Source organism: Bosea sp. OAE506 (assembly GCF_040546595.1).
GTDB lineage: Bacteria > Pseudomonadota > Alphaproteobacteria > Rhizobiales > Beijerinckiaceae > Allobosea.
This window is the reverse complement of record NZ_JBEPOB010000001.1, coordinates 2,690,880-2,703,759: the sequence shown is the minus strand read 5'-3', so window position 1 is coordinate 2,703,759 and position 12,880 is coordinate 2,690,880. Positions and strand designations below refer to the sequence as shown.

Annotated in this window: 12 protein-coding genes; 2 read left to right on the top strand and 10 right to left on the bottom strand. The window is 68.2% G+C overall.

Annotated features, from left to right (window positions below):
* The first annotated feature begins 89 nt into the window (after window positions 1-89).
* Window positions 90-710 carry a helix-turn-helix domain-containing protein gene (locus ABIE41_RS13175; protein WP_192640855.1) on the top strand — a complete coding sequence of 207 codons (621 nt, stop codon included), beginning with the start codon at window positions 90-92 and terminating at the stop codon, window positions 708-710.
* Window positions 711-752: 42 nt separating this feature from the next.
* On the opposite strand, the gene ABIE41_RS13170 is transcribed toward ABIE41_RS13175, so the two are convergent.
* The 9 genes from ABIE41_RS13170 to lysM form a co-directional block, all read right to left on the bottom strand.
* Window positions 753-1,694, bottom strand: a complete 942-nt coding sequence (locus ABIE41_RS13170; protein ID WP_192640854.1) for a c-type cytochrome — start codon at window positions 1,692-1,694, stop codon at window positions 753-755.
* A 115-nt stretch (window positions 1,695-1,809) separates the two neighbouring features.
* Window positions 1,810-2,241 carry a c-type cytochrome gene (locus tag ABIE41_RS13165; protein ID WP_192640853.1) on the bottom strand — a complete coding sequence of 144 codons (432 nt, stop codon included), beginning with the start codon at window positions 2,239-2,241 and terminating at the stop codon, window positions 1,810-1,812.
* A gap of 130 nt (window positions 2,242-2,371) precedes the next feature.
* Window positions 2,372-4,681 carry a xanthine dehydrogenase family protein molybdopterin-binding subunit gene (locus ABIE41_RS13160; protein ID WP_192640852.1) on the bottom strand — a complete coding sequence of 770 codons (2,310 nt, stop codon included), beginning with the start codon at window positions 4,679-4,681 and terminating at the stop codon, window positions 2,372-2,374.
* Window positions 4,682-4,783: 102 nt separating this feature from the next.
* A complete protein-coding gene (locus ABIE41_RS13155; RefSeq protein WP_192640851.1) occupies window positions 4,784-5,737 on the bottom strand; it encodes a YiiG family protein in 954 nt (317 codons plus the stop codon).
* A 46-nt stretch (window positions 5,738-5,783) separates the two neighbouring features.
* The gene (locus ABIE41_RS13150) at window positions 5,784-6,101 is read right to left on the bottom strand and encodes a rhodanese-like domain-containing protein (RefSeq protein ID WP_192640850.1); all 318 of its coding nucleotides are present in this window, start codon (window positions 6,099-6,101) and stop codon (window positions 5,784-5,786) included.
* An 18-nt stretch (window positions 6,102-6,119) separates the two neighbouring features.
* Entirely contained in the window at window positions 6,120-7,439 is a 1,320-nt protein-coding gene (locus ABIE41_RS13145; protein ID WP_192640849.1) for a TRAP transporter large permease, read from the bottom strand.
* Entirely contained in the window at window positions 7,436-7,951 is a 516-nt protein-coding gene (locus ABIE41_RS13140) for a TRAP transporter small permease (protein ID WP_192640848.1), read from the bottom strand. The genes ABIE41_RS13145 and ABIE41_RS13140 overlap by 4 nt, the downstream gene beginning before the upstream one ends.
* Window positions 7,948-9,000: a TRAP transporter substrate-binding protein gene (locus ABIE41_RS13135; RefSeq protein ID WP_192640847.1), complete on the bottom strand. Its 1,053-nt coding sequence runs from the start codon at window positions 8,998-9,000 to the stop codon at window positions 7,948-7,950. Before ABIE41_RS13135 ends, ABIE41_RS13140 begins: the two co-directional genes overlap by 4 nt.
* A gap of 245 nt (window positions 9,001-9,245) precedes the next feature.
* Complete coding sequence (gene lysM / locus ABIE41_RS13130; protein WP_192640846.1) at window positions 9,246-9,683, bottom strand: peptidoglycan-binding protein LysM; 438 nt, start codon at window positions 9,681-9,683, stop codon at window positions 9,246-9,248.
* 199 nt (window positions 9,684-9,882) lie between these two features.
* Here lysM and ABIE41_RS13125 point away from each other — a divergent pair, with 199 nt between their 5' ends.
* A complete protein-coding gene (locus ABIE41_RS13125) occupies window positions 9,883-10,311 on the top strand; it encodes a GlcG/HbpS family heme-binding protein (RefSeq protein ID WP_192640845.1) in 429 nt (142 codons plus the stop codon).
* Window positions 10,312-10,333: 22 nt separating this feature from the next.
* On the opposite strand, the gene ABIE41_RS13120 is transcribed toward ABIE41_RS13125, so the two are convergent.
* Window positions 10,334-12,787 carry a YfhO family protein gene (locus tag ABIE41_RS13120; protein WP_354192178.1) on the bottom strand — a complete coding sequence of 818 codons (2,454 nt, stop codon included), beginning with the start codon at window positions 12,785-12,787 and terminating at the stop codon, window positions 10,334-10,336.
* Between the last annotated feature and the right edge of the window lie 93 nt (window positions 12,788-12,880).

Genomic DNA, 12,880 nt, shown 5'->3' with positions numbered 1-12,880 from the left:
CCGCGCAGCCGCAAGGGGCATTGTCCGCTCAGACAAACATTTTCGTTCGATCGTGCAAACGATCCGACAGGCGAGGCAGGCCGGTTCACATGGGTATCGAGACGAAAGAGCGTGGCGGACGCGAGTTCGATTCCGGAGCTCACGTCATCTCGGGGCAGCTCGGCAAGACGATCCAGCGCCTGCGCAAGGCCTACAACTTCTCGCTGTCGGAGCTCGCCGAACAGTCCGGCGTCGCCAAGTCGATCATCAGCCAGATCGAGCGCAACGAGACCAACCCGACGCTGGCGACGATCTGGCGGCTGTCGCAGGCGCTCGACATCTCGATCGAGCGCGTGCTCTCCAGCGGCGAGGAAGAGCCCTTCATCGACAAGACCGCCCGCGCCGACACGCCGATCCTGGTCTCCGAGGACGGCAAGCTGAAGCTCGCCATCGTCGGCTGGATCAAGACCGTCGAATGGCTGCAATGGTACGACGTGCAGTCCGAGCCCGGCGGCGAACTCGACTCCGAAGGCCATCAGCGCGGCTCGATCGAGTCGCTCTCCGTCACCTCAGGCGAGTTCGAGGTCGAGGTCGGCGACATCGTCCAGCGCGCCAAGGCCGGCGAGACGCTGCGCTATCGCTGCGACCGCCGCCACATCGTCCGCTGCGTCGGCAACGAGCCGGGCACCGCGATGATGGTCTGCATCCTCAAGGCCGCGGTGATGGAGTAGGCAGGCAGGGTCAGACCCGCCCGTTAGCGCCGCTCCCCCTCGTCACCCGCCCGTCTTCGCCGGTCGTGGCGGGCCCTGCACCGCCGGCAGGGACTTCAGATACTCCGCCATCGCCTGGCGATCGGCCTCGGGCAGTTGCGCCATGTTGCGCACCACCGCTGCCATCGTGCCGCCGACGCTGTCGAAATTCGGCGTGAAGCCGGTCTTCAGCAGTTCGGCGATCTCACCCTTCGACCATTTGCCGAGCGCCTCGGGCGTCTGGGTGATGTTGGGAACGAAGCCCTTCCCTTCCGGGTCCGGCCCGCCGGCGAAGCGCGTCGCGGCCACGATGGCGCCCAGCGCGTTGCGGTTGGAGTGGCATTCGGCGCAATGGCCCGGCCCGTTCACCAGATAAGCGCCGCGATTCCACTCCCCGCTCTTCGTCGGATCGGGCCGGAAGGCCGCGCGCTCGAAGAAGAGCAGCTTCCAGCCACCGACGACGCGCCGGATGTTGAAGGGGAACGGCAGCTCATGCGCCGGCGCCCGGCCCTCGACGGGATTCAACGTGCGGATATAGGCGAACAGATCCGCCAGCGCCTTCGGCGGCATCAGCCGGTAGGAGGTGTAGGGGAAGGCAGGGTAGTAGTGCTGGCCCTTCGGCGAGACGCCGGCCGCCATTGCGTCGACGAAATCCTGCACGCCCCAATTGCCGATGCCGTCCCGCGTATGGGGGGAGATGTTGGGCGCGTGGAAGGTCCCGAAGGGCGATTCCAGCGCCAGCCCGCCACCGAGCCTCAGCTTGTCGTCCTGGTTCGGCGTGGCGTGGCAGGAGGCGCAGCCGCCGGCCACGAACAGGATGCGCCCGTTCTCGAGGTCGGGCGCGCCCAGCGTGCCGATCTCGGGCGATGGCGAGACCACACGCGGATCGGTGAGCAGATAGAAGCCGCCCAATCCCACCGCCGCCAGCAGCAAGAGCGTGACCAGCAGACGGCGAAGGCGCAGCATCTCGATACTCCCCGGAAGACGGCAAATTCGCGCCGCAGCTGTGGCCGCGGCGCGTGCATGTCAGCACAACGTGACGGGAGCCGGAAAGCTCCCTCGGCCGCCTTAGCGGCCCGCGTCACTTCTTGATGCGATAGACCTCGTGGCAGCTGCCGCAATTCTTGGTCGCGTTGCCGAAGGCGGTGCGGAAGGCGGCCACGTCGGCCGCCGTGCCGATGGCCGCAGCGTCGGTCTCGAACTTGACGAAGGCGGCCTTGAAGCCGGCCTGGTCCTCCCAGATCTTCGGAGCGGCGGTGGTCTCGCCGCCGGTCTTCGAGCTGTCCGGATAGAGGCCCGGCATCTTCTTCGCCGAGTCGATATAGACCTTGGCGATGGCCTGCGCCTTCGCCGCCTCGAAGGGAGCCTCGCCCTTGGCGATCGCCGCGCCGTCGCGAGTGGCCGCACCGACGGCCTTCATCGCGTTGCGACGTTCGGTGATCGGGTCGGACTGGGCGAGGACGGCGGTGACGCCCAATCCCAGAACGGCGGCGACGGCGATGGTACGGATCATGGCGCTTCCCTAAGGCTTCGGTCGCCGGGAATGGCGCCGATTGGAACCATTCCAGAACAACCGATCCCGTCCTCGGCGCCAAGTGCCATTCGCGTGAGCAGTCTTGCGCTGACGCAAGGGCACCCTTGCGTCAGAGCCGATACCCGGCGTCCTTCAGCGCGTTGAACACCTTCAGCGGCGTCGCCGGCATGTCGATGGCCTTGATGCCCGCGGCGCGGTCCAGCGCATCGACCATCGCGTTCATCACCGCCGGGCAGGCGCCGATGGCACCCGCCTCGCCTGCCCCCTTCACGCCGAGCGCATTCGTGACGCAGCGGACATTGCGCGTCTCGAAATGGAAGTTCGGGATGTCGATGGCGCGCGGCAGCGCATAATCCATGAAGGTCGCGGTGAGCATCTGGCCCGAGGAGTCGAAGCGGATCTCCTCCATCAGCGCCTGGCCGATGCCCTGCGCCGCGCCGCCATGGACCTGGCCCTGAAGCATGATCGGGTTCAGCGTCATGCCGAAATCGTCGACGACGACATAGTTCACGATCTCGGTCGCGCCGGTCTGCGGGTCGATCTCCAGCTCGCAGACATGGGTGCCGTTTGGATAGGTCGCCTCCGGCGGCTGCCAGCTCTGGTGAACGCGCAGCTTCTCCGTCGTGGCGCCGGGCAACGCCGCGATCGCCGCAAGGTCGAGCGCCTTGTCGGTGCCGACGACGCGCACGGCCCCGTCGACGATCTCGAGGTCGCCGATGCCGGCCTCGAGCTTCTCGGAGGCGAGCTGCTTCAGGTTGTCGGAGAGGATCGCGGTCGCCTTGTCCAGCGCCGCGCCGCCAACGGGAATCGAGCGCGAACCGCCGGTGCCCGAGCCGGTCTCGACCTTGTCGGTATCGCCCTGGATGACCCGGATGCGGTCCATCGGGATGTCGAGATGCTGGGACACGAGCTGCGAATAGGCCGTCTCATGCCCCTGCCCGTTCGACTGCGTGCCGATCAGCACGGTGACCATGCCGTCCTTCTCGAGGATCACGGTCGAGCTCTCGGGGCCGCCGCCGCCGCAGGCCTCGATATAGCTGGCCATGCCGATGCCGCGGAGCTTGCCGGCCTTGGTGGCGGTCTTGAGGCGGGCCTTGAAGCCCTTCCAGTCCGCCACCTCCATGGCGCGGCGCATGTGCCCCTCGAACTCGCCCGAATCATAGACCGGCCCGGTCTGTGTCTTGTGCGGCATCTCGCTCGGCTTGACGAAGTTGAGCGCGCGCACGGCGTCCGGGGTCTTGCCCGTCTCGCGGGCGATGGCGTCGACCAGCCGCTCGATCAGATAGGCGGCCTCGGGGCGCCCCGCGCCGCGATAGGCATCGACCGCCATCGTATTGGTCAGCACGCCGCGGAAGCGCACATGCACGGCCGGAATGCTGTAGCAGCCCGGCGTCATCGTCGTGCCGACCCAGGGGATGAAGGGCCCGTACTGCGAGAGATAGGCGCCCATCTCGGCAGCGAGATCGACCTTGAGCGCGATGAACTTGCCGCGCTTGTCGAGCGCCATCGTCGCCGTGGCGAGATTGGCCCGGCCATGGGTGTCGGCGAGAAAATGCTCGGTGCGGTCGGCGACCCAGCGGACGGGGCGCTTCAGCATCTCCGCCGCGACCATAGTCAGCGGGTATTCGCGGTACATGAAGATCTTGGTGCCGAAGCCGCCGCCGACATCGGGCGTGACCACGCGGATGCGCGCGGGATCGACCTTCAGGATGCTCTTGGCGAGGATGTCGCGCGTGCCATGGCTGCCCTGGCTGCCGAGCGTCAGCGTCCAGCGCTTCGTCGCCTTGTCGTATTCGGCGATGCAGGCGCGGGTCTCCATGTAGTTGGAGGCCAGCCGGTTGTTGACGATGGTGACGGCGACCGTGCGGTCGGCCTTGGCGAAGGCGGCGTCGGTCTTCGCCTTGTCGCCCTGCTCGGCCTCGAAGGCGACATTGCCCGGCCGGTCGGGCCAGAGCTGCGGCGCCTTGGGCGAGAGCGCCTCCTCGATGCCGGTGACGGAGGGCAGCGTCGTCCACTCGATGTCGATCGCCTCGGCAGCGTCGCGGGCCTGGGCCAGCGTCTCGGCGACGATGAAGGCGACCGCCTCGCCGACATGGCGGACCGTGTCGGTCGGCAGCACCGGAACGGGCAGCGGCGTCACCGGCTCGCCCGAGATCGTCTTGATCAACCCCTTGCAGGGCAGGTCCCCAAGATGGGCGACATCCTCACCCGTCAGGATGAGCTTCACGCCCTTCATCCGGCGCGCCGTCTCCTTGTCGCGGATCCGGAAGGTGGCATGGGCATATTGCGAGCGCAGGACGAAGGCGTGCAGCGCGCCTTCGACGGCGGTGTCATCGGTGTAGCGGCCCGCGCCCGTGGTCAGGCGCTGGTCCTCGACGCGGCGAACCGGCTGTCCGAATCCGAATTTCATGGGGCGCATGGTCGAAAGTCCCTCAGATTGGTCGAATGAAACAGTGAAATAGAAACCGGCCGCCGTCAGCCCCGCCGGATCGCGCGCGGGGATGCATGCAGCGCATCGCGGTCACCGCGGCATCCGCACCGCGGTCTCCGACAGGCTGACCATCATGTTGTAGCTATTGACGATCCAGTTGGCGTCATTGGCGGCGCCGCGGCGGACATCGCCCTTGCCCTTGGCGAGCTTGTCGGAAAAATCGCGCAGCTTGCCGAGCCAGGACCCGGCCTGGCTGTCGATCATCAGCGACGTGCCGGGGTTCTTGTCCTTGAACGCGTCGAGCTCGCGGATCGCGGCCGCATAACCGGCGACGGTGGCATCGAAGGCCTTCAGATCGACGATCGGCTTCTCGTTGCTGGGCATCAGATCCATCACGGCCCGCGCATTGATCATGACGTTGCGGATCTGCCAGCGGGCGGAGCGCCCCTCGCGCTGCTCCACCGAGGCGAGTTCGCGCTGGTCGAGCCCCTTCTTGTAGTCGCGCATTAGCCCGTCCAGCCGGGCGCGCTCGGCCAGGAAGCCCTGCGCCGCCGGCACCATCAGCGCGTGCAGCTTCTGCCCCTCGGCGAGGTTGTCGTCGCGATAATCCTTGCGGTCGTAGTAGCGCTCGGCGCGGGTGACCAGCGGCGCCAGCTCCTGATAGGCCTTGATGTAGTTCGCGACCGAGGCATCGATCGCCGGCAGCTTCGGCTCACGCGTCAGCGCCTCCTCGGCCTTCCGGATCTCGCCGGTGACGTCGTAGAGGCTGTAGAGCCCGTAGCTGATATAGCGCTCCTTGCCGGTCGGCCCCTTCTTCAGATCGACCCAGCTGCCATAGCGCTCCCAGGACTGGATCGCCCGCAGCGTGCGGTTCATCAGCGCCGTATAGGCATTCGACTTCGCGATCGCAGCCTGAAGCTCGGCATCCTGGGCCGGGACCGTGCGGGCCGCCGGAGCTGCCGGCGCCTGCGCGACGGCGGCGCCGGGCGCGGCGGCGAGAAGGGCGGCACAGGCCGCGCCGCGGAGAACGTCTCGGATCGTCATGCGTCAGCTTTCGTCATGATCGGCGGGCCGGACGGAGCGCTGCGACTCATCCCTGCTCCACCGGCTCGCCCCGCATCGCCCAGTCCCGGAATCCCCCCAGATAATGGCTGTCGACGTCGAGCCCGGCCGACTGCGCGAATTCCAGCGCCCGCAGCGAGCGGACGCCGGCGGCGCAGGACAGCACCAGCCGCTTGCCCGGTTCGTTCGGCAGGTCGGCGGGGTCGAAGCGCGAGAGCGGCCGCGAGACCGAGCCCGGAATATGCCCGGCCGCGAATTCATGCGGCTCGCGGACATCGACGACGAGGATGGAGCCATCGGCGAGGCCGGCCTTGATGTCGTCGATGTCGAGATCGTTCACGGTCACGGGCAGGCTCCGGCGCGGTCACTCCAGCAGCTTCACCAGATAGAGTGTGAGCGCGGGAAATGCCACCACGATGCCCAACCGGACGACATCGGAAACGACGAAGGGCAGCACGCCGCGATAGATGCTGGTCACCGGCACGTCGCGCGCCAGCGAGGCGACGACGAAGACGTTGAGGCCGATCGGCGGGCAGGTCATGCCGATGCCGACCACGATCAGGACGAGGATGCCGAACCAGATCGCGACATCATCGGCCGGCATGCCAAAATCGAGCGCAGTGACGATAGGGAAGAACACCGGCAGCGTCAGAAGGATCATCGCCAGCTCGTCCATCACGCCGCCGAGCACGATGTAGAACAGCAGCAGGCCGACCAGCACCGTATAGGGCGCCCAGCCCGAGGCGGCGATCATCTCGGCCGCAGCCGTCGGCACCTGAGTCAGGGCGAGGAAGGCGTTGAAGATTTCCGCTCCCAGCAGAATCGCGAAGATCATCGCCGAGGTCTCGGCTGTCTGCAGGATCGCCTCCCGGATGCCCGAGAGCGACAGTGTGCCGCGCAACACACCGATCGCCAGCATCACGAAGGCGCCGACCGAAGCCCCCTCCGTCGGCGTGAAGACGCCGCCATAGATGCCGCCGACGACGACGAGCGCGACCAGCAGCGCCGGGATGATGCCGAGCAGCGGCCGGACGCGGTCGCGCCAGGCGACGCGCGCCTGCGCAGGGCCCCATTCCGGGTGGCGGCGCGTCATCAGCGCGATCGTGACGCAGTAGAAGGCCGCCGCCATCAGGCCGGGGACCAGCGCCGCCTTAAACAGCTTGGCGATGTTCTGCTCGGTCGAGATCGCATAGACGACGAGGATGACCGAGGGCGGGATGAGAATGCCCAGCGTGCCGCCCACCGCGATCACACCGCAGGAGAAGCCGGGGTCGTAGCGGTAGCGCCGCAGCTCCGGCAGCGCGGCGCGCGAAAAGGTCGCGGTCGTCGCCACGGCCGAGCCGCAGATCGCCCCGAAGCCGGTGCAGGCGCCGATCACCGCCATGCCCAGCCCCCCGCGCCGGTGGCCGACCACGGCGGAGGCCGCCTTGAACAGGTCGCCGGCCAGCCCCGAGCGCTCGGCGAAGGCGCCCATCAGAACGAAGAGCGGGATCACCGACAGCGTATAGTTGGCGAAGATCTGGTAGGGCGTCGTGCGGATGTAGTTCAGGAACGGGTCGAGCCCGTTGAGCTGGACGTAGCCGACGCCGCCGACCAGCATCATGGCGAGCCCGATCGGCAGCCGCAGCGCCATCAGCGCGAGCAGAACACCAAAACCGGTAATGGCGATGGAAAAGCCGCTCACGCAGCCGCCCCCAGCAGGCGGCGCGCGCTGACGACGGCGGAGACGGACACCAGCATCGCGAGAGCGGCACAGAAGCCGATCGGCAGATAGCTCGGCACGAGCAGCACCATGCTGGTCTCGCCCGTGCCGAAGGCCGCACGCGCCCCGACCGCAAGCCGCCACGCGATCAGCGCCATCACCAGCGCATAGACGATGTCCCAGCCCGCATCGATGCGACGCTGCCAGCGCTCCGGCAGCTTGAGGGTGAAGGTATCGACGAAGATGTTGCCGCGCCGCAGCTGGCACCAGGGCAGGAAGCAGAAGGCGGCGATGGCGGTCGCCATCTGCACCAGCTCGAAATCTCCCGGCACGCCGGCCGCGCCGACGAGGTCGGAGCGCAGCGTGACGCTGACCACCACGGTGACCGAGAGCGCGATCAGCAGCAGCCCCCCGAGCAGGGCGATGGCCCGCACCGCCCGCTCGAACATCGAGGCCGCAGCCTCCTCCCCCGCTCCCGCCATGGCGTCCGTCACGCCGCCTTTTCGTGCTTGGCGAGCGCGGCCCGCGCGCTGGCGAGCAGCTTCTCGCCGTCGAGACCCTTGTCCTTGGTCGACTTGATCCAGGCCTCGATGACCGGCTCGGTCGTCTTGCGCCAGCGTGCGGCTTCCGCCTCATCGATGACGGTGATGGTGTTGCCGCGCTTGCGCACCATCTCGGAGACGGTGATGGCCTGCTCGTCCCAGACCTTGCCCGCTATGCCGGCCGCAGCGGCGCCGGAATTGCGATCGATGATCGCTTTCAGGTCCGGAGCGAGCGCCTCGTACTTCGCCTTGTTCATCGCGAGGATGAAGGTCGCGACATAGAAAGTCGGCGAGCCCGGGATCTCAGTGTGGAACTTCACCAGCTCCTGCACCTTGACCGAGGGCACGACTTCCCAGGGGATGACGGCGCCGTCGATCACGCGCTGCGCCAGCGACTCCGGCACCTGCGGCACCGGCATGCCGATGGCATTGGCGCCGAGCGCCTTCAGCGCCTCGCCGGCCAGGCGCGTCGGGAAGCGCAGCTTGAGGCCCTTGAGGTCCTCCATCGTCTTGATCTGCTTGTTGGCGTGGATGAGCCCGTGATCATGCGTCCACAGGCAGATCGGGTGCACGTCCTTCAGCTCGGCGGCGAGGTTCTGCTGCGCGTATTCGGTCAGCGCCAGCGAGTTCACCAGCGCGCGCTTGTTGGCGACGAAGGGGAGCTCGAAGGCTTCCAGCCCGGTGAAGCGGCCCGGCGTGTAGCCCGGCAGCGTCCAGACGAGGTCGGCGACGCCGTCGCGCGCCTGGTCGAAGAGCTGCGGCGGCGTTCCGCCAAGCTGCATCGACGGGAAGATGTCGATCTTGATGCGGCCGTTGGACTCCGCCGCGACCTTGTCGGCCCAGGGCTTGAGGAAGCGGGCATGGCCGACCGCGACCGGCGGCAGGAAGTGGTGCATCTTCAGCGTCACCTCCTGCGCATTCACGCGGGTGGCACGCAGCACGAGCGGGGCGGCCACAGTAGCGCCAGCACCCGTCAGCAATTGGCGGCGATCGAACGTCATGACTTCCCTCCCGAGGATGTCGTCTGGTGTCGGGCGCCGCCCCCCTCCGGGGCATGCGCGCGGCAAGGTCTTTACGTTAGCACGACCGGCGGCGAGTCTGGGCTTGCAGCCCGCCCGCTTCTGGATCTGCCGAGATCGTTGCCGACGCAACCAAATCCGTCAAGGCCCCGTTTGGCCTGCGGGCGTGCTGCGCGCAAAAAACCGCGCCCCGGAGGGCGCGGTCGTGATCAGTCGGTGCGGCGCCGTCAGGCCTGCGCCGGAATCCGCAGCACCCAGCCGGGCTGGATCAGGTCGGGGTTCTTCACCGGCGGCGTGTTCGCCTTGACGATGTCGTTGTATTTGGCGCCCTGGCCCTTGCCGTAGTGCTCCTCGGCGATCTTCCAGAGCGTGTCGCCCTTCTTCACCGTGTAGAACACCGCCGCAGGCACCTCCTTGCTGACGATCAGCTCGGATTCGACGCTGGCGATGCCGGCCGTGTTGCCGAGCGCGAGGATGATCTTCTCGGCCTCCTCGGTGGTCATCGCCGTGCCCGAGACCTTGACCTTGTCGCCATCGATGCTGATCGCGACGTCGGAGGGCAGACCGTGCCCGGCGAGTTCCTTCTGCAGTACGTCCGGCGTCGCCGCCTTGGCCGAACCGAAGATCTTGGCTCCGGCATCCTTGATGAAGCTGAACAGGCCCATGTGTTTCCTCCGTCGTTGGGTCCCCATCAAGCCCAACTGCGATGGCATGTTCAAGGCACCAAGCCGTCGACAACCGATTTTCGCAACGCGCTGCCGTAGGGGGAGGCCAGATCATCCTGCCGCGACAATGGAAAAAGGGGGTTTCCCCGAGGCGGCGTCACTGTCACAAGCGCGGCGCGTTTCCCACAGGAGTAGACCGATGCTGACCCTCGCCCAGGCCCAGACGATCATGGCCACCGCCCTCGCCCATGCCCAGAGCGCCGGCTTCAAGCCCTTGACCATCGCCATCCTCGACGCGCGCGGCGCGCAGAAGCTCTTCGCGGCGCAGGACGGCACCAGCCTGAAGCGCGGCGAGATCGCGATCGGCAAGGCGCATGGCGCGGTCGCCATGGGCATCGGCTCGCGCGCCCTGCACAAGATGGCGCTGGACCGGCCCTATTTCGTCGAGGCGGCGACCCATGCCGTCGGCGGCTCGCTCGTGCCGGTGCCCGGCGGCGTGCTGATTCGCGATGCGGCCGGTGCGCTGCTCGGCGCGATCGGCGTCTCCGGCGATACCTCCGACAATGACGAGGCTGCGGCCTTGGCTGGCATCGCCGCCGCCGGCCTGGTGGGCGATACCGGCGCCTGAGGCGCCCTGGCCTCGGCGCGGCTCAGTGGGCCTGCGCCGAGGACATCATGTCACGGCTCGCCGGCGGCGGCGGCGCGCCGAGCCGCAGCGAATCGCGCACCTGCTGCGAAGGGCCGGCAAGCAGCGAGGGCAGCAGCGTCCCGCCCTCGGCGACCAGCGGCTCGTCCTTCAGCGGCGGCAGCGGCAGCAGGTCCTCGCCCTCCTCCACCGGAGCCGGGCTGACGCGCTCGCGCAGTTCGGCAAAGGCGCCCTCGATCGGCCGGAAGCTGAAGCGCACCTTGTGCGTCCCGGCCGGCACCTGCACGGCGCGAAACAGGACATTGGCCTTCAGGATCTCGGCCTCGGCGCCGTCGACCTGCGCGCGCCACCAGGGGTGATAGGTGTCGTTCAGCACGACGAAGCCGGCCGCCGCGCTGGTCACCTCGATCTCGACCTCGGTGTTCTCGTAGCGCAGCACCGTAACGTCGGCCCAGGTCTGGACCGGACCTTCCGGCATGGTGACCGGCGGCTCGGCCTCGAGCAGCACGGCCTGCAGCGGATCGACCTCCGGCCACTGGCCGCTCTGCTTCATCGCGTCGAAATCGGCCATTTCCCAGCCGCCGACGAACTGCACGCGCGGCAGCGCCCGCGGGTTCTCGTAGACATAGCCTTCCCGCGTGCGGGCGATCAGCTTGAGATCGCCGTCGCGCAGCGCGTGGTCGACCTGCTCGATCGGCAGCGGCGAGGCGATGTAGCGAAGACCCAGAAGATTGGCGAGGCGGCAGCGATAGGACGGGAAGAGCGGCGTGAACTTGCGCTCCGACGGCGAGGCGACGCCGTCGCGCGTGCCGACCGCATCGGAGAAATCGGCCAGCCGCAGCGGGTTGTAGCCGAGCGTGTGGTCGAGCCCGTGGACGAGGCTCGCATTGGGCCATTCGAAGCCGAGACCGAGGAGTTCGACCCGGTCGCGGCGCGGCGAGCCCGCCGGCTGCGACGTCAGCCGCTTCAGCAGCGCGATGGTCTCGTTGCCGGTCTCGGGGCGCAGCACGTCATAAAGCCGCGGCGGCAGCGCGGTCGATTCATTGGGGCCGTTATTGGCGCCGAGATCGGCCGCCATCACCCCGGCGACGACCAGCGTCGCCAGCACGGGGCCGAGCGTCGCCCGCGGCTGCCGCAGCATCAGGACCAGGCAGGCGGCCGCGAAAAACCAGGCCAGCGCGATGGCGACGGGACGCAGCGCATCGCGCAGATGCCCCTCGCCCTGCGAGACCCCCAGCGCAATACCGGCCACGACCAGCACCACGGCCGCGCCGATGGCGAGGTCGCGGCGGAAGGAGATCTCGGGCCCGGCCGTGACGATCCGGTGCAGCACATAGCCCGATAAAAGCGCGCCCAACGCGCCGACGAGGAAGGTCGCGTCAGCCGGACGACGGAACACCTTCACGCCCGGCAGATAGTCATAGGCAAGGTCGAAGACCGGCGTGTAGCGGCCGAGCGCAAACAGCACCATCAGCACGAAGAGCACGGTCAGCGGGCGCACCGCCCGGTCGAACAGCCAGCCGCGCGTCAGCCCCGGCGCGATCAGCAGCAGAAGCGGCAGCGCGCCGAAATAGACCTGCCCCATGTTCTGGGAGAGGTAGAGCTCCTTGGCCCAGTTCGGATTGTTGTAGGGCCCCCAGAACTCCACCGCGGGATCCTGCGCGCCGAAGAGATCGCCGAAGAAGGCGGTCAGCAGCGAGGCCGGGTGCAGCGAGCCGCGTCCGGCCTCGACGAGATCGATCGCCGGGCGCGTCGTCGCCTCGGCGAAGAGCCAGGTCCAGAGCAGCGGCAGCGCGATCGTCGCGCCGCCGACGATGCAGGCGAGCGCGATCGGCGCGAGGCTGCGGCGGATCGCAGCGAAACCGCCCGAGAGCCAGTGCCCGGCCACCATGCCGATCAGGATATAGGCGCCGAGCAGCGCGACCTGGTCGGGCTCCAGCACCATCAGCCCGGCGGCGAAGCCGGCGAAGGCACCAGCCAGCAGCGAGTTTCGCTGCAGCATGCGCGCCGTCAGCCAGAAGGAGATGGCGAAGAAGGCGAGGCTGGCGATCTGGCCGACATGCTGGACGCGCCACGCCGCCGAGGCGCCGAAGGCGAAGACCATCGCCGCCAGCACCGCCCCGGCGGGATGCCAGTTGCGGTCGCGGAAGAACATCATCAGGGCGAGCCCGCCCGCCAGCAGATGGGCGAGCACATAGGCATCGACGGCGCGGAAGCTCGGCGAGGGAACGAGCAGCGCCAGCAGGATGGCGGGAGAGAAGATCAGCGACTGCGGGTCTGCGACCTGCGGCGAGCCGCCGAAGACGTTATGCGTCCAGAACGGGGACTGGCCCGAATGGAGCGCCCGCGCGAGGAACTGGATTTGCGCCTGGAAATGGGCCTTGGCATCGAACGGGATGGTGACCGCGCCCGAAAGCCAGGGCCAGCACAGCAGCGCCCAGACACAGATGAAGGCCATGGCCGCCAACCCGTAGCCGGCGACCCTTCTCGAATGCGCGTTCAACGGACCCCCCGGTCCCATCTTCATGCCGGAGGCACCCGGATCGGGAAC

Excerpts from the sequence above, each read along its gene's own strand:
- ABIE41_RS13155 (WP_192640851.1), bottom strand. The coding sequence starts at position 5,737 with ATGACGATCCGAGACGTTCTCCGCGGCGCGGCCTGTGCCGCCCTTCTC.
- ABIE41_RS13125 (WP_192640845.1), top strand. The coding sequence starts at position 9,883 with ATGCTGACCCTCGCCCAGGCCCAGACGATCATGGCCACCGCCCTCGCC.
- lysM (WP_192640846.1), bottom strand. The coding sequence starts at position 9,683 with ATGGGCCTGTTCAGCTTCATCAAGGATGCCGGAGCCAAGATCTTCGGT.
- ABIE41_RS13135 (WP_192640847.1), bottom strand. The coding sequence starts at position 9,000 with ATGACGTTCGATCGCCGCCAATTGCTGACGGGTGCTGGCGCTACTGTG.
- ABIE41_RS13120 (WP_354192178.1), bottom strand. The coding sequence starts at position 12,787 with ATGGCCTTCATCTGTGTCTGGGCGCTGCTGTGCTGGCCCTGGCTTTCG.
- ABIE41_RS13165 (WP_192640853.1), bottom strand. The coding sequence starts at position 2,241 with ATGATCCGTACCATCGCCGTCGCCGCCGTTCTGGGATTGGGCGTCACC.
- ABIE41_RS13170 (WP_192640854.1), bottom strand. The coding sequence starts at position 1,694 with ATGCTGCGCCTTCGCCGTCTGCTGGTCACGCTCTTGCTGCTGGCGGCG.
- ABIE41_RS13160 (WP_192640852.1), bottom strand. The coding sequence starts at position 4,681 with ATGCGCCCCATGAAATTCGGATTCGGACAGCCGGTTCGCCGCGTCGAG.
- ABIE41_RS13175 (WP_192640855.1), top strand. The coding sequence starts at position 90 with ATGGGTATCGAGACGAAAGAGCGTGGCGGACGCGAGTTCGATTCCGGA.